Origin of the sequence: Formivibrio citricus (assembly GCF_900115065.1) — a bacterium.
Lineage (GTDB): Bacteria > Pseudomonadota > Gammaproteobacteria > Burkholderiales > Chitinibacteraceae > Formivibrio > Formivibrio citricus.
On sequence record NZ_FOVE01000019.1, the window covers coordinates 1 to 22,564 of the forward strand.

Genomic DNA, 22,564 nt, shown 5'->3' on the forward strand with positions numbered 1-22,564 from the left:
AGTTGTAATCCTTGCCGTTGACCTCGCCCGTGCGCGGCGCGCGGGTGGTGAAGGAAACGGAAAGCTGGACCTTGTGATCGGCGGCGAGCAGCGCGCGGACCAGCGTGGTCTTGCCTGCGCCGGAAGGGGCGGTGACGACGTAAATGTTGCCTCGGGACATGGATGGCTCCGGAAACGGTCGATCGTGCTAGTAGTCAGTCACACAGATTCTGCTATGTTCGTCACGCCCTGCATCCCCATGCGCTTTGTCGCTCATCCTCGCCATAGCCCTGCTATGGCTGCGGTTCACTTCGTGCGCATGGGGCGCAGATGCGCGTCTCGGCATCTACGCGAACCTGCGTGACTGACTACTAGTTCTCAGAATGTCTTTATTTTAACGGCTCGCTGGGCGGGCCATGCATTTTTCTTGGCTGGGCGTTTGTGGGCGCTACAAGCCGGCCCCTGCTCCATGTTGCCGCAGCCAGCTCACCGCGCGTTCATAATCCGGCAATGCCCGCTCCACCGCATCCCAGAAATGGCGGCTGTGTGTCGGTTCGAGCCGGTGGGCGAGTTCATGCACCACGATGTAGTCGAGCACCTTCAGGGGCAGCAGCATCGTGCGCCAGTGAAAATTCAGCGTGCCGTCCGCCGAGCACGATCCCCAACGGTGGCCGAGCTCCATGACCCGAATGCCGGGTACTTGGACTCCCAGCATGGGCTGATAGCGGCGCAAGCGCTCGGGGATGCGTTCTTGGCCTTTCTGGCGATAGAACGCCTTGAACTGCTCACGGGCATCAGAGAGCTTGTGCGCGGCCATGATGATCCGTGATCAAAACAATGGGCGGATTATAGCGCCGCTTGCGGCATAGTCTGCCAATGAAAAACCCGCAAAGCCTTGAGCGATGCGGGTTTGTGGCGCCGGATGGAACGGTATGAAACGCTATTCGATGTTTTGCACCTGCTCCCGCATCTGCTCAATGAGCACCTTCAACTCCATCGAAACCCGGCTGGAATCGACGGCGACGGATTTGGAGCCGAGCGTGTTGGCTTCGCGGTTGAGTTCCTGCATCAGGAAATCGAGGCGTTTGCCGACCACGCCGCCTTTTTTCAGGATGTGGCGCAGTTCGTCAAGGTGCGTGACCAGCCGGTCGAGCTCTTCGGCGACATCGATGCGCTGGGCGAAGAGGACGATTTCCTGGCGGATGCGTTCTTCGTCGTGGCTGCCGAGCGCGTCCTGCAGGCGCTGGGTGAGGCGGGCTTCGTAGTCTGCAACGATCTGCGGCAGGCGCGGCTTGATGCCTTCGACCAGCGTTTGCATCTGCGTGGCGCGGTCGGTGAGCAGCGCGGCGAGCTTTTCGCCTTCGCGGCCACGGTTGGCGATGAAATCGACGAGCGCGGCATCGAGCAGCTCCAGCGCGGCGGCTTGCAGGGTTTCCGGGGGCAGCGCGTCCGTGGCCAGTACGCCGGGCCAGCGCAGCACTTCACCGATACTCAAGGGGCGGGCTTCGGGCGCAAAGCTGGACAGTTCCTGACCCAGTTGCAGCAGGGATTCGGCGAGCTTGCGGTTGAGCTGCAGCGAAGCCGAATCGGCGCCCTGTTGGGCGTTGAAGGCAATGCGGCATTCCACCTTGCCGCGCGACAGCTTGGCGGCGATCTTTTCGCGGATGGCGCTTTCCAGCGGGCGGAATTCCTCGGGCAGGCGCAGCGAGGCATCAAGGAAGCGGTGGTTGACGGCGCGCAGTTCCACGAGGAGTACGCCTTGCGGCCATTCGCGTTGGGCGCTGGCGTAGCCGGTCATGCTGTAGATCATGTCGAATCCTGTTCAAGGGGTGGTTTGTCCGGGTGATGCGGCGCAGCTTTACTTTCGCCGATCCAAAACCCAGAATGTGATAGCGAGAGTATAACCAATCCAGAGAATGCCGACCCCAAACGTCCCGCCGCTGGCCCGCGGTTACCAATTGCAGAATTACACCATTGCGAAGCTGCTTTCTGCGGGCGGGTTCAGTATCGTCTATCTGGCGCACGACGAAAACGATTACCCGGTCGCGATCAAGGAATACCTGCCCAACTCGCTGGAGCTGCGGCGCGAGAACAATGCGCTGGTGCAGGCCACGAACGAAAACAACTCGATCATGTTCAAGCATGGTCTCAAGTGTTTCTTCGAGGAAGGCAAGACGCTGGCGCGCATCCGCCATCCCAACATTGTGCGCGTGATCAATTTCTTCCGCGCCAACGAAACCGTCTACATGGTGATGGAATACGAGCGCGGACGCACCTTGCAGAAGGAAATCCAGCTCAAGCGCGACCGCGAAGGGGTCAGCGAGAAACTGATCCGCCACGTGTTTCTGCAGGTGCTCAACGGCCTGCGCGAAGTCCACCTGCACAAGCTGCTGCACCTTGACGTCAAGCCGGCCAACATCTACATCCGCAAGGACATGACGCCGCTACTGCTGGATTTCGGCTCGGCGCGTCAGGCGCTCACCGGCGAGCATAGCCGTCTTGCGCCGATGTACACGCCGGGTTTTGCCGCGCCCGAGCAGTATCGCCGTCAGGAGCCGCTGGGGCCGTGGACCGACATCTACGGGATCGGCGCTTCAATGTATGCCTGCATTGCCGGATGTTCGCCGCCTTCGGCCGAGCAGCGGGAAAAAGACCCCCAGCCCCTCAACTTGCACAGCCTGTTTGGCGACCGGTATTCGCCTGAGCTGCTCGACATCATCGAATATTGTCTGCAGCTTGAGCACGAAAAGCGTCCGCAGAGCGTGCACCAGTTGCAGAAAGCGCTGCAGGAACCGGCATCGCCGCCAAGGAAGAAAGGATCGGTGCTGCATGCGATCAAGCGCAAGTGGTTTGGCTTCACTCGCATGAGCAACCAACAACAAACCGAATGAAATTCACCGTCTACCAGGATAGCCGCAAGGGCGGCCGCAAATACAATCAGGACCGGGTGGGGTATTCCTACAGCCGGGATGCGTTGCTGCTGGTCGTCGCCGACGGCATGGGCGGCCATCTGCATGGCGAAGTGGCGGCGCAGATCACGGTCGAACTGATCTGCGACCAGTTCCAGAAAAAAGCCAAGCCGGTGCTGGCGCGTCCGGCGCAGTTCCTGACCGATACGTTCAATCTGTGCCACGATGCGATCTTCAGCTATGCCGCCAACCATCACATGGTCGAGGTGCCGCGTACAACCTGTGTGGCCTGCGTGGTGCAGGACGGCATCGCCTATTGGGCGCACGTCGGTGATTCGCGCCTCTACCTCGTGCGCGGTGACAAGGTCGTCGCGCGCACGCGCGATCATTCCAAGGTGCGCAAGATGGTCGATGCCGGTCTGATTACGCCGGAAGAGGCCAGGAACCACTCGGAAAAGAACAAGATCTACACCTGCCTGGGCGGTTTCTATCCGCCGGAAATCGAATCGGGCGGCAAGGTGGCGCTGGTCAACGGCGATAGCCTGCTGCTCTGCACGGACGGCTTCTGGGGCGAGCTCGCCGAGCACGAAATCACGCACTTTATGTCTTCATTTCCGGTGCTTTTCGCAGTGCCGCAGCTCATGGATCGTGCCGAGATCCGCGGCGGCAAGGATGGCGACAATCTCTCGGCGCTGGCGGTCAACTGGCACGAGGACGAGAGTCCGGTCAGCAGCGAGCAGGACTTCATCTCGACGATGCGGCTCGATGCCAATACGATCAGCACGCACATCAGCCAGATGAAGTCCGGAGGCAAGCAGGAAGACGAAGTGACCGAGGACGATATCGAGAAGGCGATTGCCGAGATTCAGGCGGCGATCAGGAAATATTCGAAGTAGGCTTAACCTGGAAACCTCAGTTGAACCACAGAGGTACAGAGAACACCGAGGAAAAACAAGTCGTTATGCCTTGAGATTGCTTCACCCCATGGCTAAGCAATGCCACAACGCACAAGGGACTGATTTTTCGTTTTTCTCCCCGTCTCTGTGGTGAGAGATTTAGGTCTAATCAGTCCACAATAGGCGAACGAACCAAAGCAGGTTGCGGGAGGCCGGAGCGCAGAAACCGGAATGTACATGCGAGTACATGAGGATTTCGAGCACCGCCCGACCGCAAGATGCGAAGACGCAGCCGCCTGTTTCAATAGGCACCTTTACCGGTCAGCACCGTACGCACGGTCTTGCACAGGATCGCGATGTCGTACCACAGGTTCCAGTTCTTCACGTACCACGCATCCAGTGCCACGCGCTCGTCATAGGTGGTTTCGTTGCGGCCGGAAACCTGCCACAGGCCCGTGAGACCCGGTCGGGCTTCGAGGTAGAAGTCCACGCGCTCGGCGTAGCGCTCCAGTTCCGCTTCGATGATCGGGCGCGGGCCGACGAGGCTCATTTCGCCCTTCAACACGTTCCACAGTTGCGGAATCTCGTCGAGGCTGGTTTTGCGCAGGAAGGCGCCGATCCGGGTGATGCGCGGGTCGTTCTTGAGCTTGAAATCCTTGTCCCACTCGGCGCGAGCTTCGGCGCTGGTGGCGAGCAGGTGTTCGAGCACTTCCTTCGAGTTGTGCACCATGGTGCGGAATTTCCAGCACTTGAACGGCTTGCCGTTCATGCCGACGCGCACGTGGCCGAAAAAGACTTCGCCCGGCCCACCCTGGCGCTTGATCTGCCAGGCCACGTAGGCGAACAGCGGGGAGAGCATCAGCAGTCCGCAGAAAGCGCCACAGAAATCGAACACGCGTTTGAGCAACATCAGCGACGGCGAGGCCAGATTGTTGCGCACCCGCAGCAGCAGTACTTCGTGGCTGAAGAAGTGGTTGGCGGTTACGCCGAACAGCGGCAGGCCGGCCAGCGGCGGGATGACGTGCATGTCTTTGTAGCGCAGGCTCAGAAGCTCGATCTCGCTCTGTGCGTTGCGCAGTTCGTCTTCGTTCACGGCGATGGTGACGTGCGGGTGGTTTTGCTGCTCCAGCCAGGGCAGCAATTCGCCCGCGGAAAGCCGCACCACGGGCAAGGTCTTGCCCTCTTCAACCTCAAGCCGATCCGGCGCGTCGCTGTCCACGGAAACGAAGCAGCGCACCTCGAAGCCCAGCAGCCGTTCGCTGCGCATTGCGCGCCAGGCTTCCACTGCATTCTGCCCGCAACCGATGATCACGGTCGGCAATTGCCAGCGCTGCATTGTCAGCAGCCAGGACTTCATGCGCGAGCGCAGCAGCGGCACCAGCACGAGTGCCAACCCCCAAGATACCGGCCACAGGAAGCGCGAGATCGGCCATTTGGCGAACAGCACGACCATGCCGTTGAGCAGCGCTGCGAGCACCAGGCTGCGCAGGATCTCCAGCAGCTCGTCCCAGAACGGCAGGCGCAGGCTGTAGTGGCCTCGCCACCAGAAGGTGCCGACCGTCAGCACGGCCAGAATCAGGAAAGCCAGCGCCTGCTGGCTGCCTTCGGCCGACCACCAGTAGAAGATGTCCGGGCGGATGCGGTGGCTGCGCAGCAGCACCAGCAGGATCGATGCGCCGGCGAAGGCCAGCAGCAAAGCAGCAAAATCGGCGAGCGCCAGCCAGGGTTTGGCGGTTTCCGCGCGTTGGTGAATGGCCATTATTTCTCCGTCAAACCATAAACCCGGTTCAAGTTTTCCATCATTGTATCGAGCGAATAGTGCGCGCGGGCAAAAGCCTTGGCCTGCGCGCCCAGCCGCTGGCGTTCGCCCCGGCTTTCGATCAATGGCACGAGGCGGGCGAGGAAGTCGTCGCGGTCATTCGCCAGCCAGCCGTTCTCGCCGTCTTTGACCAGATCGCGGTTGCCGACCACGTTGGTCGCGACCACGGGCAAGCCCGCCGCCATGGCCTCGATCACCGCGACCGGTAGCCCTTCCCAGCGCGAGGTCTGGATGTAGATGTCGAGCGTGGCAAGCTGTTTGAGCGCTTCGGCGCGGTCCACCCAGCCGGTCAGTTGCACGCCGGCGTTTTTCAGCGCGGTTTCGCCCGATTCGTCGCCGCCGCCGATCCAGACGAATTCCACGCCCGCGCCGCGCAGGGCCTCGGCGATACTGGCAAAGAGCTCCGGGTTGCGCGCCAGCGCCACGCGGCCGACGGTGCCGATGCGCACGATATTTTCATTGCCGGGGGCTGCCGGTATTGCATCCAGATCGACCCCGTTGCAGACCACCTCTACCCGGTTGGTCAGGTTGGCGCGGATCTGCTCAGCTTCCGAGGGCGAGCAGGCGATGAACGTGACCGGGATGCGCGCGAGCAGTTTCTCGATCAGCAGGAAGACGGTGTTCTTCAGCCGCCCTTCGGCGCGTTGCAGGAAAGACAGGCCGTGCGGCGAGAAGAACCAGCGCGGCCCGCGATGGAACACGCTGGTCAGCCGCCCCAAGGCCCCTGCCTTGGACGAATGCAGATGCACCACGTCCGGCCGGATGCGGCGCAGCTCCTGGGTCAGCATCCGCCCGGCGTGCCAGTCCGCTCCGGGCTTGATCGCGCGCACCATCGGCAACTGGATGAATTCGATGCGGGCATCGAACAGCGCACGCCAGTTGGCCGGTGTTTCCTCGCGTAGCGAATGGATCACCGTAACCGCCTGACCAACCTGTGCCTGGCGGTTGGCGATGGCGCTGACCATCGACAGCGTACCGGCGCCGAAGGATTCGACGACGTGGACGATTTTGGCCATTTATTTCAAATTTTCCTGTGTTCACTCCCCTCTCCCCTTGTGGGAGAGGGGTTGGGGGAGAGGGGGCAACCCAACTCTGTCCAGATACGTTCCAGTACCTCATCGGTACAGGCCAAAATTTCGTTATTCCAGAATCGCAAAATCCGGAATCCCTGCGTTTTCAACCATGCATCGCGGATTAAGTCAGTCGCTGATTCGTTGTGTTGCCCGCCATCGGCTTCAACAATCAGCCGCGCACCGAAATCCACAAAATCCACTATATAGGGACCGATGGGTTGCTGGCGCTTGAACTTTGCGCCGCCAAGCCTGTGAGCGCGCAAATGTTGCCAAAGCAATTGTTCGGCGTCAGTCATGTTTTGCCGCAAATGTTTGGCGAATCCGCGCGGCCCCATTGTTGCCCCCTCTCCCCGGCCCTCTCCCGCGAGGGGAGAGGGAGTAAATATCAGCCCCGCAACCAGCTCTTCAGCTTGAAGACCATCCCATACGGTAGCAGTAGCATGGCCCGCGTGCGCAGCATGCCGATCCACGCGGCCAGCGAGCCGTCGTTGTGCCTCTGCTGTACCGCAAGGCGCGAGCACAGTTGCTGCCAGCGTTTGCCCAGCGAAATGCCGCCGGGGTCGAGCTCGTAGCGGATCAGCACGTCGGGCAGGTTGGCGACCTGGAAGCACTCGGCCAGCGTCCAGAACAGCGCGTAGTCTTCGGCGGCGCGCGCATCAAGCGGGTAGCCGCCGGCAGCCTCCACGGCGCTGCGGCGCATGACGACGGTGGGGTGGATGAAGGCCGAATTGTTCTTGAGCGCCCGGCAGATTTCCGCATGCCCGGTCGGGTGGCGCAAGACGAACTGTTCCGCGCCCTGCAGGTCGACGAAGCTTGCCGCGCCGCCGAGCAGGGCGATTTCCGGGTGTTGTTCAAGGAAGGCCGTTTGCCGGGCGAAACGGTCGGGCAGGTTTTCGTCGCCGCAATCGAGGCGCGCGATCAGCTCGTAGCCGCGCTCGGCAATCCACGCCAGCCCGGCGTTGAGCGCGTGTTCGATGCCCCGGTTTTGCGGCAGGCGCAGGAAGTGGAGTTCGCCCTGAGCGGCAAACGCGGCGCGCGCGGCTGCCTCGTCGAGCGGCTGCTTGATGCTGCCGTCGTCGACCACCAGTACGTCGCACTGCTCGTCGCTCCCGATTGAGGCAAGCGATTTCGCCAGCCCGTGCGGGTTGTTGTAGTGCGGAATCAGGCAGACCAGTTTCATTCAAAAGCCTTACCACAGAGTCACAGAGCTTGGGAGAAAAGCAGAATCAGGTTCTGGTTTTTCTCTGTGTTCTCGGTACCTCTGTGGTTCAAAAGAAGTTCACGACCACGATTTAATGCCAACCAGCCGCTTCACGCGCTGGGCGAAAGAAAACGGAATCACCTGCCACAGCAGCGGTTTCAGCAACAGCAATGCCGAGCGCGGCGACCAGTCGAAATGGCGCCAAAGGATTTTCAGCCGTGTGCGCTGCTGCAGCTTGCGTTTGGAAAGCGAAATGCCGCCTGCCGCGTATTCGGTCCGGACCAGCACTTCCGGCAGGTTCGCGGTCTGGTAGCGGGCGACGAATTGCCAGAACCAGGCGAAATCCTCGGCGGCCTTGCAGTCGGTCGGGTAGAGGCCGACCTCCCTGACCGCTGCGATGCGGAACATCACCGCCGGATGGGTGAAGGCGTTGTCGTCGTGCATCTGGCGCACGATTTCGGCATGAGTTTGCGGCTGGCGCAGCGTGAAGCGGTCGCCGGTGGCGTCAAAAAACACCACGGACGAGCCGAGCAGCGCGACCTCGGGATGCGCGTCCAGAAACGCGGCCTGCCTTGCGCAGCGGTCCGGCAGGTTCAGGTCGCCGCAATCGAGCCGCGCTGCGTAGTCGTAGCCGGCTTCGACAATCGCCGCGAGACCGGTGTTCAGCGCATGCTCAATACCGCGATTCTCGGGCAGGTAGAGGAACTTCACCTCGCCCCGCGCCCGCCATGCGGCCTGCGCCCGCGCTTCGTCGAGCGGCGCGCGCGTGCTGCCGTCGTCGACGACATAGGCATCGACGCACTCGTCCGCCCCGACCGAGGCCAGCGATTCGGCCAGCCCCTGCGGGTTGTTGTAGTGCGGGATCAGCAGCGCAATGCGGTTCATGACTTACTTTTGCAGGGCTTTTCTCGCCAGCGCCGGCAACTGACCCTTGGCCTGCTGCGTCTTCAGGGTTTCGAGTTCGGCGATCTTCACCTTGTTCTTTTTCTTGATGATGTCGTAGGACTTCAGCGCGAATTGCCAGCCGGCCAGCGGCGTGTCGACGGGTTTGCCTGCCGCGAGCTGGGCCTTGGTGTTGCCGGCCATGTAGGCGACGAGCAGCATATAGCGGAACTGTTCTTCTGCCTTGCTTGCTGCGGGCTTGTCGCCGAAAACCCAAGGCGCCGTCTTGGGGCTCAATTGCATGCTTACGTCCTTGCTGTACTGCACGAACTGCATGACGGTCTGCGCGGCGAGCGGTGCTTCGTCGCCGAGGAAGGTGTTTTCCAGCACGGCGATGGCCTTGGTTACTTCTGCCTTGCTCGGCACGACCGGTGCCTTGGCTGCGGCTGGTGCGGAAGCTGTTGCGGCAGCCGGAGCCGAGGCGGAAACGGCGGCAGGAGCGGATGCGTTTTCTTCCGCGGCTTGGGCCAGGGGGGCCAGAATGCAGCCGGCCAGCAGGATGCGGGAAATCAAGGTGTTCATGAGGGCTCCTGAATAAAGGACTCAAACAAAACAGCACATTCCCGTAGGAATGCGATACGGATAAAGGCGGGTCAGCGGTTGCTTAACAAGCGCGCCCATGTTTTCAGCAACACCGCCGGGGCATAGTTTTTGGCGCGCTCGCACAGCCAAGCCCCGATTTCGGCATGATGCGGCAATTGTTCGGCGATTTTAGCCGCGAGCGCCTGGCCTGTCGCCTCGTTTACGACAAATTCACTGACGCGCCCGGCAAAGAAGTCGTTTACGCCGCCCGAATCGGTGCTGACCACCGGCAGGCCAACCTGCATCGCTTCGAGCACGACCAGACCGAAACCTTCGAAGTTGGAAGTCAGCAGCAGCCAGTCGGCGCGGCGCATGAAATCTTCAACTCCGCCGACCTGCCCGTGGAAGTGTACGGCCAGACGGCGGCGGGCCGCTTCGTTTTTTACCCATTCTTGCATCGGCCCCGCGCCGAGGACGGTCAGCTCGGACGGCAAGCCGCGCGCGGCCAGTGCTTCGAGCGTATCGAGCCACAGGTGCGGCTGTTTTTCCTCGGCGATGCGGCCGACGAAGAGGAGTTGCAGGGGGTGTTCGCGCCCCTCTCCCCCATCCCCTCGCCCACGGAGGGGAGAGGGGGGCAGGTTGGCGGATGTGTCCACAAGGGCTCCCTCCCCCCTCGCGGGGGAGGGCTGGGGAGAGGGGGCTTCCCTTGGCTTGACCGATGGCTCAACAAAATTCGGCATCACCAACCAACCCGGCTGTATCGGCATGCCGAGCCAGCGCGCGAGCGACTGGCGCGTGTGGTCGGAGACGCAGAGGGTTTCCGGCAGGCGGCGGTAAATGAATTGGCAGGCGGCGCGGTGGATCGGGTTCATGCGGGCGAAGGCATCGAGTTCGGCCATCGGGCCATGCACCCAGCCGATCAGACGCTTCTTCAAGCCGATGGTTGCGGCCCATGCCATGTACAGCGGCATCAGGAAGGTCGCAGCGATGACGACATCGGCTTCCTTCGCCAGCCTCCGCGCCGCGCGCCAGCCTGCGAGCCAGGTCCACGGGCGCTTGCCGTGCCAGAGCGGGGAAAGATCGACCACGCGCACGTTGGCGGTGTTCTTCTCCCACAGGTTGCGGCTGCCGCCGAGCAGGGCGATGGTGACCTCGAAACCGCTCGCGGCCAGCCCCTCGGCGACGAGCGAAACGCAGCGCTCGACACCGCCCAGGCCCAGATCGCGAACGAAGAACAGGATTTTCATTTGCGCAGCCTGTCCCGCAACGACTTGCCCATCAGGCAGCGCACGATCAGCCGCCGGTAGCGGCGGATTTCGCTGCCCGGCAACGGGTAGTGGTGCTGCATCAGACGGGTCAGCAGCACGAGCTTCAAGCCCGCATCCGGCGTGCGTTGCAGGGCGTCGAGCCAGATCGTTCCCAGCCCGCCGATGGCCGGGGTTTCCTTGTGCAGCCGCAGCAGGAACACGAACAGCCAGTGGCATTCGTCCGCAGTCAGCACGCGGCCCGGCTCGGCGAGTTCGGTCAGGCGCGGCGCGACGGATTGCAGCGCGGGCGGCAGGGCGGCGGGGATGTAGCGGGCGCGGCTTTGCTGCGCGGCAGCGAGCAGGGCATCGGCGCGGCTTTGCGTGATCTGCCCGGCATGGGTGCGGTAATCGAGCAGCACTTCCGGTACGTTGGCGAACTTGGCGCCGGCCTGCGCCAGCGTGCACCACAGGCCGTAGTCCTCGGCATGCTGGTTGGCCGGGTCGTAGGGGTGTGCGCGCATCAGGCTGGTTTTGGCCAGCACCGTCGGATGGGCGAGCGGCGAGTTGAACATCAGGTAAACGCGGATGGCGCTGTCGTCCACCGGCATGCGCCATTCGCCCTGCCGGTCGCCGAAGAAGCGAATCCAGCAGCCGCAGATGTCGGCCCCGGTCTGCTCGACGTGCGCGAGCTGCTTTTCGAGCCGCGTCGGGTGCGCGATGTCGTCGGCATCCATGCGTGCGATCCACTCGCACTGGGCGGCGGCGATGCCCTCGTTGAGCGAGGCGATCAGCCCGCGGTTTTCGCGGCTGATGATCTTGAAGCGCGGGTCGATGGCCGCGTGCGCTTCGAGAATGGCGCGGGTGGCATCGCTCGAACCGTCGTCGATGGCGATGCACTCGAAATCGCGCAAGGTCTGCATCGAGAGCGAATCCAGCGTTTCCTGCAGGTGCGCAGCGGCGTTGTAACAGGGCAGGACGATCGAAATACGGGGGGTCATGCGGCAATCTCCCGGTGAATGGCGCGCGCGCGCCACCAGAAAGCGGCAAGGATGAAGCCTTCGACCGCGACCACGACTTGCGCAGCAGTCACGGCGCTGTGGGCAAACGGCAGCAGCGCGCACAGCAAGGCGACGTTGAGAACACCGGCGACGACGAGAACGCGGCTGTAGTAGCGCTCCTCGCCGAACGGCAGCAGGGTTTGCAGGCCGTAAACATAACTCAGCGCGCCGATCAGGATTACGGCGGCCAGCCACATCTGCGTGGCGACCGCACCGGCCATGCCCTGGCCCAGCAGCAGCGGAACGATCCACGGCGCCCCGGCGGCGAGCACCAGCGTCAGCCCCAGCCCCACCCCGCCCTGGAAAACGAACGATTTTCGGATCAACGCCAGTGCGCCCTTGCGGTCATGCGCGGCGAGCTGGGCAATGCGCGGGTAGGTGGCCTGCACCAGCGGCCCGATCAGCCCCTGGGCGGTGTAGGTCAGCTTGTTGGCGGCTGCAAAGAAGCCGACCTCGGCGGCAGGCGCGAAAAAGCCGAGCAGCACGGTGGTCGAAGTCGTGTAGAGGTTGGTCGCGACCGAAGAGAGGAACAGCGGCCAGCTCGCCTTGAGCGAAGTCGCGATTTCGGCGGCGGTGGGCTTCACCCACAGCGGGCGCGCCACGCCCCAGCCGCTGCTCCACCAGATCACCCCGGCGAGCATCTGCGGTGCGGCCTGCAGCAATACGGCCAGCACCACGTCCTGCGGCCCGTCCACCCAGAAGATCAGCAGGCCGAGCATCAACGCGCGCGAAACCACGGTCAGGAACGACGCGAGCCGCATTTCCTCAAAGCCCTGGAACCACCAGATCGGGAAGAACACCGAGCTGACGATGTACACCAAGGACGCGAGGAAAACCGGCGCCTGCGCCTGCCATTGCGGAATCGCGAACGTGCAGGGAATCAGCGCCAGAAAGGAAGCCAGCATCAACCCGGTCTTGGCCCAGGTGGTGCGCCAGAACACCGCCGCCGCCGCGCGTGGATCGTCGCGCACCACGGCGACTTCGCGCGTGGCCGAAAGGTTGAAGCCGAAATCGGTAAACAGCACGCCGTACTGGATCGCCGCAAAGGCATAGTTCATCACCCCGAAGCCTTCCGCGCCGAGCGTGCGCGCCAGAAACGGAAAGGTGACGAACGAAACCAGATAATTCAGCCCTTGCACGAGATACAGCGAAACAATGTTGGAGCGCAGGCGGGAATCGAGGGTCATGGGGTGTGGCGGCAGTGGCAGGGTGCTGAATTTTAAACCTTATTGGCCACGGCGGCACGGGGGAAAAGGGAAAGCGGCTATTCTCCCGGCGTCGAGGAGCCACGCAACAAGGCTTCAACGAAGAAAGGCCCAATGGTAGGGCAATGGGATGGACTCCTCCCTCCCGAAACGGCATCTGAGTGCCAGACTGGAAGTGTCAGCCACCAGTCGAAAGAAGAAAGGAGTCCACCATGAAGATTATGCGCATCGGTCTTGATTTGGCCAAGAATGTTTTCCAGGTCTACGGCGTGGACACGCAGGGCAAGAAGGTTTTGAGCCGCCAGTTGAAGCGCCATCAGATGCGGGAGTTCTTCCAGAAGCTCTCGCCTTGTCTGATCGGCATGGAAGCCTGCGCCAGTGCGCACTACTGGGCGCGGACATTGGCCGCACTAGGCTATGAAGTGAAATTGATTGCCCCGCAGTTTGTAAAACCCTACGTGAAGGGCAACAAGAACGACGCCAACGATGCCGAAGCGATCTGCGAAGCGGTCAGTCGGCCGAACATGCGCTTTGTCCCGGTCAAAACCATCGAGCAGCAGGATATTCAGGCGCTACACCGCATCCGGTCTGAGCTGGTGCGCCAGCGCACTGCCAAGGTGAACCAGATACGCGGCTTGTTGGGAGAATACGGTATTACCGTGGAACAGCGGGTACCGGCTTTGCGCAAGAAACTGCCGGAGATACTGGAGGATGCCGAGAACGGCCTGAGCGCAGAATTTCGAGTACTGCTCGATGGTCTGCGAGAAGACTTGGTGAATCTGGATACGCGGATTGCCAGCATGGATCAGGCCCTCCAGAAGCTGGCGCAAGAACACGCGGGAGCCAAACGCTTGCAGCAACTGCGCGGTATTGGCCCCGTTACCGCCACCGCACTGATCGCCGCCATCGGCGATGGCAGCATGTTTAAACGCGGACGCGATGCCGCAGCTTGGTGTGGTCTGACACCGGCACAACACAGCAGTGGCGGCAAAGACCGACTACTGGGCATCAGCAAACGCGGCGATGCCTACCTGCGCACCTTGCTGATTCACGGTGCGCGGGCGGTGCTCAAAACCGCCACCGGTAAGGAAGATCGACTGAGCCAATGGCTGCAAAGCTTGTGCAGCCGGCGAAACAAGAATATCGCTGCCGTCGCACTGGCCAACAAAACGATGCGAATGGCCTGGGCGCTGCTGACTAGCGAACAGGATTACGATCCTGAGTTTGGTATGGAAACAGAATCGGCTTGCGCCGAACCCGCCTGAGAAGTGACCAGGCAAGCAGGCCCCGTCTCAGACGGGTTGATGAACAGAGCAACAGTCTTCACGATTGCGAAGCATGAAACGTTGATGGCAAACAGGTCGAACCGGCGCCTGGAAAACCTTACGAGACCGATGTGCCTTTGAGCACGCTAGGGCGATCAGGACCGGACGCGCGAACAGCCCATTATGGCCCGGGCAATTGAGCCCAACTCAGAGGCCGGATATACGTGTGCAGTCGAACCTACAGTCAAAAGCGTGAAATGCTTGCAAGCCGGGAGGAGTCCATATACGGCCTCGCCGCGCAGCGGCAGCCCGCCGGATCAACCGCCGAAGGCAAAACATCCGGCGGTTGATTTGTGCGTCGTACATGGGTTTATGCGCCTATCGGCGCGGGTGTTTTGAATGCGGGGTTCCGCCCCGCCTGCGGGAAAGGGGAATTGTCTCGCTCCGCTTCCTCGGCGCTGGCTGAGGGGGTAGGGAAACCATCTGCCATGGTGGCAGTACGGAATTGCGTAGCCTGGATTAGCCGCAAAGCGGCGTAATCCGGGTCGCCGCAGGCGATGTGAATCCATGAACGAAGAGGTGTTGTGGATTGTGTATTCGGCGCAAATCAGCCGATCTGTCCCAATTTGATTGTGGGCGAGGAGAAACCACTGCCCATGGTAGGGCGGCCTCGCCGCTCAGCGGCAGCCCGCCGGATCAACCGCCGAAGGCAAAACATCCGGCGGTTGATTTGTGCGTCGTACATGGGCTTATGCGCCTGTCGGCGCGGGTTTTTTGAATGCGGGGGCCGCCCCGCCTGCGGGAAAGGGGAATTGTCTCGTCGCCAAATCCCCCTTCACCCCCAAGGCGACCCCATCGCCCGCCCTCCGGGTTCCCTGTGCTTCTCACTTGTCGCGGCGGCTGCGGAACTCGGCCTGCGGCCTCAAACAGTCCTCGCCGAAACCCCCGCGCCAAGCTGCGATGCTCGGCGGGCTCAAGGGGATGAAAACCGTCTGCCATGGTGGCAGTGCGGAATTGCGTAGCCTGGATTAGCCGTGAAGCGGCGTAATCCGGGTCGCCGCAGGCGATGTGAATCCATGAACGAAGAGATGTTGTGGATTGTGTATTCGGCGCAAATCAATCGAGTCTGACCCCATTGATTGTTGCGGCGGCACGGGGGAAAGGGAAAGAGGTTATTTCGCCGGCGCGAGTGGGCATGCAACAAGGCTTCAACGAAGAAAGGCCCAATGGTAGGGCGGCCTCGCCGCGCAGCGGCAGCCCGCCGAACCAATTGCCGAAGGCAAAACAGCCTACGGTCGATTTGTGCGGCGTACATGGGGTTATGCGCCTGTCGGCGCGGGTGTTTTGAATGCGGGGTTCCGCCCCGCTTGCGGGAAAGGGGAATTGTCTCGCCAATTCCCCTTTCATCCCCAAGGCGACCCCGCCCTGCGGCCCTCCGGGCTGCCCTCGGTCGGTCGCGAGCCAGGGTCTCGCTCCGCTTCCTCGGCGCTGGCTGAGGGGATAGGGAAACCATCTGCCATGGTGGCAGTGCGGAATTGCGTAGCCTGGATTAGCCGTGAAGCGGCGTAATCCGGGTCGCCGCAGGCGATGTGAATCCGTGAAGCGAAGAGGTATTGTGGGTTGTGTATTCGGCGCAAATCAATCGAGTCTGACCCTATTGATTTTCTATTGTTCCTGTTGTTCACACCAGCAATATTATGATTTGCGGATAAGCCGAACATGGAAAAGGAGTGCCCCAGACAAAGTTAATAACGCAATTATGACTAATGTTTCTTTTATATCATCCAGTGAAAATATTTCTTTCCCATTCTTCCAAATTCTATGGGCCTGATTTCCGTCGTGGGTTATGTGAAATAACCCAGTTGCTGAACGCCACGCGTTAAATTGATCGGTCGGGCAAGATTTATGAAATGCAACGTGCCTTACCAATTTGCCATTTGTAAGTTCGAATGTGATAACTAGATCAGCGTTTGGTGTCGTTTTGTGTTCTCGGCATTCAACGTGCTTAATTGTTCCAGTATCGGTCGACATATCCGATTCATATGGAAACCATGGTGACCATATCATCAGGCCACAAAAGGCTGCGGTGGCCAAAAGTATGGTGCGCATTTTTCGAAGATCGCTGGTTGGCATAGCTGTGGGCGATGTATGCAATACGCAACTCCCTCAATCCCCAAACCCATCCGGATTCCCGCTCTGCCAGCGCCATGAATCGGCGCACATGTCGTCGAGCGTTTTTTCCGCTTTCCAGCCCAGCACTTCGAATGCCATGGCTGGGTCGGCGTAGCAGGCGGCGATGTCGCCGGGGCGGCGGGCGACGATCTGGTAGGGGATCGGCTTGCCGCAGGCTTTGGCAAAGGCGGAAACCATGTCGAGTACCGAATAGCCTTGCCCGGTGCCGAGGTTGACGGTGACGAGGCCCGGATTGCCGGCGAGTTTCTGCAATGCCTTGACGTGCCCCTTGGCCAGATCGACGACGTGGATGTAGTCGCGCACGCCGGTGCCGTCGGGGGTCGGGTAGTCGTTGCCGAATACCGAAAGCTGTTCGCGTTTGCCCACTGCCACCTGGGCGATGAAGGGCATCAGGTTGTTGGGGATGCCTTGCGGGTCTTCGCCGATCAGGCCGGATTCGTGCGCGCCGACCGGGTTGAAGTAGCGCAGCAGTGCCAAGTCCCAGCTTGGGTCGGATTTGTACAGGTCGCGCAGGATGTCTTCGACCATCAGCTTGGAGCGCCCGTAGGGGTTTGTCGCGGAGAGCGGGAAATCTTCCTTGATCGGCACCGCGTGCGGATCGCCATAGACGGTGGCGGACGATGAGAACACGAGCTTTTTCACGCCTGCGGCCTGCATGGCTTCGAGCAGTTTCAGCGTGCCGGTGACGTTGTTGTCGTAGTACATCAGCGGCTTGGCGACCGATTCGCCGACGGCTTTCAGTCCGGCAAAGTGCACCACGGCGCTGAAACTCCACTTGGCGAAAACGGCGTCGAGCGCGGCGCGGTCGCGCACGTCGGCTTCGGCGAATTCGACCGGCTGGCCGGTGATGGTTTCCAGCCGCTTCAGCACTTCGGGTTTGGCGTTGTAGTAGTTGTCGAGGATGACCGGCTTGAAGCCGGCGCTGACGAGTTCGATCCAGGTGTGGGAGCCGATGTAGCCGGCGCCGCCGGTGAGCAGGATGTGTTTCATGAAGCGCGTCCTTTTATTGTTTTTCCTGTCGCCACAGCACAACGGCGGCGAGCGAGATCAATAGCAGCGTGGGTAGTCCCGCAGCCAGTGGCGGCGGCAGGCGGTAGAGCGCGCCCAGGTGGCCCATGACCTGGCTGAGGAAGTTGAAGCCGACGCCGAGCAGGATGCCGAGGAAGACGCGGATGCCGACATTGCCGCTGCGCCGCTGCAAGAGGGCGAAAGGCAGGGCGATCAGCATCATCGAGATGCAGGCGACGGGGTAGAAGATCTTGGTCCACAGCGCGAGTTCGTAGCGCGCGGTGTCCTGCGCGTTGTCGCGCAGGTGGCCGATGTAGCGCGCCAGCGCGCGCATCGACATGTCCTGCGGCTTGACCATCAGCACGGCCAGCATGTCCGGGTTGACCGAGGTTTTCCAGTGCAGTTCGTCCACGGCGCTGACCGCAACGCGCGTCTGGTCGGCGGGGAAATCGGTTACGGTGCTGCCGCGCAGCGCCCAGTCGCGGCGGGCTTCGTCGAACTGCGCGCCGCGGGCGTCGATGATGCGCGCCAGCCGCTGGCTCTCGGCAAATTCGTAGATGCGCAGCTTGTCGAGCGTCATGTCCGGATTCATCGCCGAGATGTTGGCGATCTGCTTGCCGTCCTTGACCCAGATCCCGGACTGGAAATCACCGACGAGCACTTCCTTGGTGGCCTGCACGCGGTAGCGGTTGCCCGCCTTGGATGCGGCCGGGCCGATGTATTCGCCGATCACGGCGGTCAGCAGCGCGAAGACCACGCCGATGCTGGCCAGCCAGCCGGTCAGGCGCAGGATCGACACGCCGGAGGCGCGCATCACGGTGAGTTCGGAGTTAGCCGCGAGCGTGGAAATCGCGAAGATGCCGCCGATCAGCGTGGCGACGGGCAGCAGTTCGTAAACGTGGCCGGGCATTGAGAACAGCACGTAGATCACCACGTCGATGAAGCGGTAAGCGCCCTTGCCGATGTTGCCGAGGTCGCCCAGGAGATCGAAGAAGACAAAGAGGCCGGTGAAGGCCAGCAGGGCGAAGCCGGTGCAGAGCGCGATTTCCGCGGCGAGGTAGCGTAGCAGGAGCTTGATCATCGCTTCGCTCCCATCTGCGCGCGCCGGTGCATCAGGAAGGCGGCCAGCCCGGCAAAAGCGGCATGCAGCGGCCACATGCCGATGAGCGCGGGCAGCTTGCCGGCGCCGATCCAGGCCTGGGCGATGTTGATGCAGTTGTAATAGAGGAAGGCCAGCGCCAGCGCGAACAGCAGGTTGAAGGTGCGCCCGCCGCGTACGTTGTAGAACGCGAGCGGCAGCGCGAGGATGCTCAGGATCAGCGCGGAAACCGGCAGCGCGATGCGCCAGGCGAGTTCGGCTTGGTGGTGCGGTTTGTCGCTTTTCAGCAGCGTGAGCGTCGGCAGCGCCTGCGTGGCGGGGTCAACGGCGGCTTTCTGCGGCGAATCCAGCCGTACACGGCCCTTGGCGAATTCCATCGTGTCGTAGGCGGCCGATCCGGGCGTGCCTTCGACGGCGCGCCCGCCGTCGAGCGAAAGCCAGCGCGCGCCGGTCTCGTCGACGATCATGCCGCCGCGTTTGGCGGTGATGACGGCGATCTTGTCGTTGCGGCGGATCTGCACGAAGACGTTGTTGCCTTCCTGGGTGTCGGTGGAAAAATTCTCGACGAAATACACGCGGTCCGCGCCTTTGGTTTCGCGGAACACGCCGGGGGCGATCTGGGTGGTTTCCTGCTGGCGCAGCATGTGTTCGCGGTATTCGCGGCTTTTCTGCATCGACCACGGCGAAACGAACAGCGACAGGATCGCGGTAAAAATGACCACCGGCACGGCAAAGCGCAGCACCGGATCGAGAAAGTCGTGGATCGAGCGCCCGCTGGCGAACCAGATCACCATTTCCGAATCGCGCCACAGGCGGGTGATCGTGGTCAGCACGGTGATGAACAGCATCAGGCAGAACAGGATGGGCAGGTAGCGCACGGCGGCAAAACCCATGACGGTCCAGACCGCGCCGGAAGCCAGCGCGCCGATGGCCGCTTCGCCCAGCAGGCGCACGATCTGCGAAGTCATGACGACCAGGAGCAGTACCACGAACAGCCCGCTGGCGAACCAGTTCATTTCGTGGACGAGGCTTCTGCGGAAAATCATGTCGATGTTTGCTTTTGACTTGTGTCAGGGGCTGGGAAATAATCGTTCGATCAAACGAGCCAGGAGTTCAAGACGTGGAATTTACCATAAAACCGCTTTCCCCTTGCGATACCGGCGCTGAGTGCCTCGTTTTGCCGGTGGCAGGCGAGAAGCTGCCTGCAGCGACCGCCGAAGTGGATGCGGCGCTGGGCGGATTGATCGGACGGCTGGTTGCCGAGGGCGATCTCGCAGCGAAGGCCGGCAGCACCCTGCTGGTACCCGTGTCGGCGACGCTGGCCAAAAAGATTCTGCTGCTCCAGTTCGGCAAGGAAAAGGAATTCAAGGTCAAAACGGTGCGCGATACGCTGCGTGCAGCGGCCAAGGCTGCGCTTGGCGCCAATGCTGCGAGCGTTGCGCTGTGTCTGGACGGGCTGAAAAAGGTCGATGCCGAAGCCGCAGCGGGCGATTTTGCCCAAGCGCTGGTCACGGAAGGCTATCGTTTCGACCGGCTCAAGAAGAAGCCGGAACCTGCCTGCAAGCTTTTGCATGTCACGTTGGCCTTGGGCAAGAAGGACGACGTTGCCAAGGTCGAGGCCGCTCTGGCCAAGGGGCTGGCGGTCGGTCATGGCGTCAATTTCGCTCGCGATCTGGGCAACCTGCCGGGTAACCTGTGCACGCCGCTCCACCTCGCAGAAGCCGCCGAATCGATGGCGCGCGAATTCGGCTTCAAGTGCCAGGTGCTGGACGAACAGGCCATCGCCTCGCAAGGAATGACTTCGTTCCTGTCGGTCGCCAAGGGCAGCGACGTTCCGCCGCGCCTGATCGTTCTCGAATACAAGGGCGGCAAAGGCAAGCCGGTGGCGTTGGTCGGCAAGGGGCTGACCTTCGATGCCGGCGGCATTTCGCTCAAGCCGGGCGAAGGCATGGACGAGATGAAGTACGACATGTGCGGCGGTGCCGCCGTGCTCGGCACCTTCCGCGCCATCGCCGAGCTGGGCCTGCCGGTCAACGTGGTCGGCGTGATCCCGGCCTGCGAGAACATGCCGTCCGGTCGCGCCAACAAACCGGGCGATGTGATTGCCACCATGGACGGCCAGACCGTCGAAATCCTCAATACCGATGCCGAAGGCCGGCTGATCCTGTGCGATGCGCTGACCTATACCGCGCGCTTCGAACCGGAAGTGGTCGTTGACCTTGCCACGCTCACCGGTGCCTGCGTGATTGCGCTCGGCCACGTGACCAATGGCCTGTTCGCCAACGACGACGAGCTGGCCGACGAGTTGCTCGCGGCTGCGGATAAATCCGGCGACTTGACCTGGCGCCTGCCGCTGTTCGAGGAATACCAGGAACAGCTCAAATCGAACTTTGCCGACATGGCCAACATCGGCGGCCGCCCGGCCGGTGCGATCACTGCGGCGTGTTTCCTGTCGCGGTTCGCCGAAAAATATCGCTGGGCGCATCTGGATATCGCGGGTACGGCTTGGAAATCCGGCGCAGCCAAGGGCGCGACGGGCCGCCCGGTGCCGCTGCTGGTCGAATTTCTGACCAAGCGTGCGAAGAAAAAGTGAGGAATCAGGAGTGAGGAGCGAGGTGCGGGGATAACCCCTCACGCCTTACCCCTTCCTCCTCACACATAAATGCAGATCACCTTCTATTTCAACGTCAAAAACCGCGAGCAGGCGCTGTGCCAACTGGTCGGCAAGGCGCTCGCGCAAGGGCTGGAAATTGCGATCCTGACGGAAAGCGCCGCCGCCAGCACGGTGCTGGACCGGCTGCTGTGGGAAATCCCGCAGCACGGTTTCATGCCGCATTGCGGCGCGGATGATCCGCGCGCCGCGCAGACTCCGGTTATCATCGACCACCGACCGGAAAAGCTGCCGGCGCGATCCATCCTGTTCAACTGGACAGACCGGGTTGCCGGCGGCCTGGAGCGTTACGAGCGCTTGATCGAGATCGTCGATACCGACGAAGAATTGCGAGCTGCCGCGCGTGAGCGCTGGCGGGCCTATCAGGCGCAGGGGCATGAGCCGCGCGCCATCGACATGCAGGAGTTGGCACGCAATGGCTGAAAGCAGAAATTCCGCGGCTACAGGCGCAAGCCCTTTGTTCGACAAGATGGATGCCCTGATGCGCAAGCACCGGGGTGGCTCCGACTCGGCCAACGGCATCCCCGTCCTGACCGAGGAGGCGATCGAATTCGATCTTGAAGTGGATCATATTCCGGTGCTGACGGAAGAGTTCTCACACGACGGATTGATGTTCGACCCAAGCGAATTTTGCTCCCCCCCGCCGCCCGCGCAACCTGCTCCCGCGCCTGTTGCGGCAACGCCTCCCCGCTCCGAGCCGCCTGCGGTGCAATTTCTCGATCTGCCCCTGCTCGATCTGGACGTTGACGAACCGCCTCCCGCCGCCGCCCCGGCAGTCATTCCAGCCGTGGAAATTGAAGAGATCGAATTGCCGGCGTTTGAAGTGCTTGAAGGCGGAGACTGGCCGGATGAGGTGACTCCCCCCCTGCAAACAATCGCCGAACCAGCTGCCGAGCCGGCTTCTGCTGTCGAAGCGCCCTGCCCCGACGAGACGGTGCCGCAGGTGCCTTCGATTGGTTTTGCGCCTGAGCCGGTCACGGTCATGGAACTGGGCGAGGACAGCTTTGCAGCCCCCGAGCTTGAAATCAGCCTGCCCGCCGAACCGGCCGCCCGGTTGGAGGAGGTGGCGGAACGCCCGGCGATGACTTCGCTGCAGTCCGCAGAGCCTGCCGAAGAAGAGCTGACCTTGACCGAACTGCCGGAAGCACCAGCGCCGCAAATCCTGACGCTGGATGCCGCGGAGCCCGAACCCGTTGCCGCCGTCGCGCATGCCGCGCAGCCGCTGAAACTCGATGACGCAGCCGTGGCTGAAATCACGGCCAGCGTGGCGGCCCAGATCGCCGTGGACATCTCCACCGAAGTCGCCCAGCTCACGCGTCAGCATTTCACCAGCATGATGAACAGCTTCTATGGCGAAGCGTTGCGCAAGGTCACCGAAGAAATCAGCCGCGACATGGAAATGTGCCTGGCGCCGCGTATCGCCGATCTGGTGCAGGATGAGTTGCGGCGGAAAGGGGTGGCGGAGTAGTCGTTCCGC

The 22,564-nt window shown here is 62.0% G+C and carries 20 protein-coding genes and 1 pseudogene; 6 read left to right on the forward strand and 15 right to left on the reverse strand.

What is annotated here, in order from left to right; translation table 11 throughout:
* From BMZ36_RS11760 to BMZ36_RS11770, 3 genes and pseudogenes are all read right to left on the reverse strand, one after another.
* A pseudogene (locus BMZ36_RS11760) lies at window positions 1-160 on the reverse strand (guanylate kinase); the annotation flags it as partial.
* Window positions 161-427: 267 nt separating this feature from the next.
* Entirely contained in the window at window positions 428-796 is a 369-nt protein-coding gene (locus tag BMZ36_RS11765) for a M48 family metallopeptidase (protein ID WP_091196706.1), read from the reverse strand.
* Between the two features lie 123 nt (window positions 797-919).
* A complete protein-coding gene (locus BMZ36_RS11770) occupies window positions 920-1,789 on the reverse strand; it encodes a YicC/YloC family endoribonuclease (protein ID WP_091196708.1) in 870 nt (289 codons plus the stop codon).
* Window positions 1,790-1,895: 106 nt separating this feature from the next.
* On the opposite strand from BMZ36_RS11770, the gene BMZ36_RS11775 reads away from it, so the two are divergent.
* Both BMZ36_RS11775 and BMZ36_RS11780 read left to right on the forward strand, forming a co-directional pair.
* Window positions 1,896-2,870 carry a serine/threonine protein kinase gene (locus tag BMZ36_RS11775; RefSeq protein WP_091196710.1) on the forward strand — a complete coding sequence of 325 codons (975 nt, stop codon included), beginning with the start codon at window positions 1,896-1,898 and terminating at the stop codon, window positions 2,868-2,870.
* Window positions 2,867-3,784 carry a PP2C family protein-serine/threonine phosphatase gene (locus BMZ36_RS11780; RefSeq protein WP_091196712.1) on the forward strand — a complete coding sequence of 306 codons (918 nt, stop codon included), beginning with the start codon at window positions 2,867-2,869 and terminating at the stop codon, window positions 3,782-3,784. The genes BMZ36_RS11775 and BMZ36_RS11780 overlap by 4 nt, the downstream gene beginning before the upstream one ends.
* Before the next feature lie 301 nt (window positions 3,785-4,085).
* Here the strand turns inward: BMZ36_RS11780 and wbaP are convergent, their stop codons facing one another.
* The 9 genes from wbaP to BMZ36_RS11825 form a co-directional block, all read right to left on the reverse strand.
* Window positions 4,086-5,543, reverse strand: coding sequence for an undecaprenyl-phosphate galactose phosphotransferase WbaP (gene wbaP / locus BMZ36_RS11785; RefSeq protein ID WP_091196714.1), 1,458 nt, complete (start codon window positions 5,541-5,543; stop codon window positions 4,086-4,088).
* Window positions 5,543-6,619 carry a glycosyltransferase gene (locus tag BMZ36_RS11790; RefSeq protein WP_091196716.1) on the reverse strand — a complete coding sequence of 359 codons (1,077 nt, stop codon included), beginning with the start codon at window positions 6,617-6,619 and terminating at the stop codon, window positions 5,543-5,545. The genes wbaP and BMZ36_RS11790 overlap by 1 nt, the downstream gene beginning before the upstream one ends.
* Before the next feature lie 5 nt (window positions 6,620-6,624).
* Window positions 6,625-7,011, reverse strand: a complete 387-nt coding sequence (locus tag BMZ36_RS11795; RefSeq protein WP_091196719.1) for an endonuclease domain-containing protein — start codon at window positions 7,009-7,011, stop codon at window positions 6,625-6,627.
* A 50-nt stretch (window positions 7,012-7,061) separates the two neighbouring features.
* Entirely contained in the window at window positions 7,062-7,856 is a 795-nt protein-coding gene (locus BMZ36_RS11800; RefSeq protein WP_091196720.1) for a glycosyltransferase, read from the reverse strand.
* Window positions 7,857-7,955: 99 nt separating this feature from the next.
* The gene (locus BMZ36_RS11805; protein WP_091196722.1) at window positions 7,956-8,762 is read right to left on the reverse strand and encodes a glycosyltransferase; all 807 of its coding nucleotides are present in this window, start codon (window positions 8,760-8,762) and stop codon (window positions 7,956-7,958) included.
* Between the two features lie 3 nt (window positions 8,763-8,765).
* Window positions 8,766-9,341, reverse strand: coding sequence for a hypothetical protein (locus BMZ36_RS11810; protein WP_091196725.1), 576 nt, complete (start codon window positions 9,339-9,341; stop codon window positions 8,766-8,768).
* 71 nt (window positions 9,342-9,412) lie between these two features.
* Window positions 9,413-10,588, reverse strand: coding sequence for a glycosyltransferase (locus BMZ36_RS11815; protein WP_177187873.1), 1,176 nt, complete (start codon window positions 10,586-10,588; stop codon window positions 9,413-9,415).
* Window positions 10,585-11,586: a glycosyltransferase family 2 protein gene (locus BMZ36_RS11820; protein WP_091196730.1), complete on the reverse strand. Its 1,002-nt coding sequence runs from the start codon at window positions 11,584-11,586 to the stop codon at window positions 10,585-10,587. The genes BMZ36_RS11815 and BMZ36_RS11820 overlap by 4 nt, the downstream gene beginning before the upstream one ends.
* Window positions 11,583-12,833: a flippase gene (locus tag BMZ36_RS11825; RefSeq protein ID WP_091196733.1), complete on the reverse strand. Its 1,251-nt coding sequence runs from the start codon at window positions 12,831-12,833 to the stop codon at window positions 11,583-11,585. The genes BMZ36_RS11820 and BMZ36_RS11825 overlap by 4 nt, the downstream gene beginning before the upstream one ends.
* Before the next feature lie 230 nt (window positions 12,834-13,063).
* Here BMZ36_RS11825 and BMZ36_RS11830 point away from each other — a divergent pair, with 230 nt between their 5' ends.
* Window positions 13,064-14,116, forward strand: a complete 1,053-nt coding sequence (locus tag BMZ36_RS11830; protein ID WP_091196735.1) for an IS110 family RNA-guided transposase — start codon at window positions 13,064-13,066, stop codon at window positions 14,114-14,116.
* A gap of 2,166 nt (window positions 14,117-16,282) precedes the next feature.
* Here the strand turns inward: BMZ36_RS11830 and galE are convergent.
* Genes galE through lptF form a run of 3 tightly spaced genes read right to left on the reverse strand, consistent with a single transcriptional unit; the run spans window position 16,283 to window position 19,462 of the window.
* Window positions 16,283-17,299, reverse strand: a complete 1,017-nt coding sequence (gene galE, locus BMZ36_RS11835; RefSeq protein WP_091196738.1) for a UDP-glucose 4-epimerase GalE — start codon at window positions 17,297-17,299, stop codon at window positions 16,283-16,285.
* A gap of 13 nt (window positions 17,300-17,312) precedes the next feature.
* Window positions 17,313-18,398, reverse strand: coding sequence for an LPS export ABC transporter permease LptG (lptG, locus tag BMZ36_RS11840; protein WP_091196740.1), 1,086 nt, complete (start codon window positions 18,396-18,398; stop codon window positions 17,313-17,315).
* Complete coding sequence (gene lptF, locus BMZ36_RS11845) at window positions 18,395-19,462, reverse strand: LPS export ABC transporter permease LptF (protein ID WP_091196742.1); 1,068 nt, start codon at window positions 19,460-19,462, stop codon at window positions 18,395-18,397. Before lptF ends, lptG begins: the two co-directional genes overlap by 4 nt.
* A 74-nt stretch (window positions 19,463-19,536) precedes the next feature.
* On the opposite strand from lptF, the gene BMZ36_RS11850 reads away from it, so the two are divergent.
* The 3 genes from BMZ36_RS11850 to BMZ36_RS11860 all read left to right on the forward strand — a co-directional run bounded on the left by BMZ36_RS11850 (window position 19,537) and on the right by BMZ36_RS11860 (window position 22,555).
* Window positions 19,537-21,009 carry a leucyl aminopeptidase gene (locus tag BMZ36_RS11850; RefSeq protein ID WP_091196744.1) on the forward strand — a complete coding sequence of 491 codons (1,473 nt, stop codon included), beginning with the start codon at window positions 19,537-19,539 and terminating at the stop codon, window positions 21,007-21,009.
* 69 nt (window positions 21,010-21,078) lie between these two features.
* Entirely contained in the window at window positions 21,079-21,510 is a 432-nt protein-coding gene (locus BMZ36_RS11855; protein ID WP_091196746.1) for a DNA polymerase III subunit chi, read from the forward strand.
* A complete protein-coding gene (locus BMZ36_RS11860) occupies window positions 21,503-22,555 on the forward strand; it encodes a hypothetical protein (protein WP_143086049.1) in 1,053 nt (350 codons plus the stop codon). The genes BMZ36_RS11855 and BMZ36_RS11860 overlap by 8 nt, the downstream gene beginning before the upstream one ends.
* Window positions 22,556-22,564: the final 9 nt, after the last annotated feature.

What these genes read in the sequence shown, in the direction of transcription:
- wbaP (WP_091196714.1), bottom strand. Translation starts at nt 5,543, where the DNA reads ATGGCCATTCACCAACGCGCGGAAACCGCCAAACCCTGGCTGGCGCTC.
- BMZ36_RS11820 (WP_091196730.1), bottom strand. Translation starts at nt 11,586, where the DNA reads ATGACCCCCCGTATTTCGATCGTCCTGCCCTGTTACAACGCCGCTGCG.
- BMZ36_RS11800 (WP_091196720.1), bottom strand. Translation starts at nt 7,856, where the DNA reads ATGAAACTGGTCTGCCTGATTCCGCACTACAACAACCCGCACGGGCTG.
- BMZ36_RS11770 (WP_091196708.1), bottom strand. Translation starts at nt 1,789, where the DNA reads ATGATCTACAGCATGACCGGCTACGCCAGCGCCCAACGCGAATGGCCG.
- BMZ36_RS11860 (WP_143086049.1), top strand. Translation starts at nt 21,503, where the DNA reads ATGGCTGAAAGCAGAAATTCCGCGGCTACAGGCGCAAGCCCTTTGTTC.
- galE (WP_091196738.1), bottom strand. Translation starts at nt 17,299, where the DNA reads ATGAAACACATCCTGCTCACCGGCGGCGCCGGCTACATCGGCTCCCAC.
- BMZ36_RS11795 (WP_091196719.1), bottom strand. Translation starts at nt 7,011, where the DNA reads ATGGGGCCGCGCGGATTCGCCAAACATTTGCGGCAAAACATGACTGAC.
- BMZ36_RS11855 (WP_091196746.1), top strand. Translation starts at nt 21,079, where the DNA reads ATGCAGATCACCTTCTATTTCAACGTCAAAAACCGCGAGCAGGCGCTG.
- BMZ36_RS11805 (WP_091196722.1), bottom strand. Translation starts at nt 8,762, where the DNA reads ATGAACCGCATTGCGCTGCTGATCCCGCACTACAACAACCCGCAGGGG.
- BMZ36_RS11765 (WP_091196706.1), bottom strand. Translation starts at nt 796, where the DNA reads ATGGCCGCGCACAAGCTCTCTGATGCCCGTGAGCAGTTCAAGGCGTTC.
- BMZ36_RS11830 (WP_091196735.1), top strand. Translation starts at nt 13,064, where the DNA reads ATGAAGATTATGCGCATCGGTCTTGATTTGGCCAAGAATGTTTTCCAG.
- BMZ36_RS11810 (WP_091196725.1), bottom strand. Translation starts at nt 9,341, where the DNA reads ATGAACACCTTGATTTCCCGCATCCTGCTGGCCGGCTGCATTCTGGCC.
- BMZ36_RS11780 (WP_091196712.1), top strand. Translation starts at nt 2,867, where the DNA reads ATGAAATTCACCGTCTACCAGGATAGCCGCAAGGGCGGCCGCAAATAC.
- BMZ36_RS11775 (WP_091196710.1), top strand. Translation starts at nt 1,896, where the DNA reads ATGCCGACCCCAAACGTCCCGCCGCTGGCCCGCGGTTACCAATTGCAG.
- BMZ36_RS11790 (WP_091196716.1), bottom strand. Translation starts at nt 6,619, where the DNA reads ATGGCCAAAATCGTCCACGTCGTCGAATCCTTCGGCGCCGGTACGCTG.
- BMZ36_RS11825 (WP_091196733.1), bottom strand. Translation starts at nt 12,833, where the DNA reads ATGACCCTCGATTCCCGCCTGCGCTCCAACATTGTTTCGCTGTATCTC.
- lptG (WP_091196740.1), bottom strand. Translation starts at nt 18,398, where the DNA reads ATGATCAAGCTCCTGCTACGCTACCTCGCCGCGGAAATCGCGCTCTGC.
- BMZ36_RS11815 (WP_177187873.1), bottom strand. Translation starts at nt 10,588, where the DNA reads ATGAAAATCCTGTTCTTCGTTCGCGATCTGGGCCTGGGCGGTGTCGAG.
- lptF (WP_091196742.1), bottom strand. Translation starts at nt 19,462, where the DNA reads ATGATTTTCCGCAGAAGCCTCGTCCACGAAATGAACTGGTTCGCCAGC.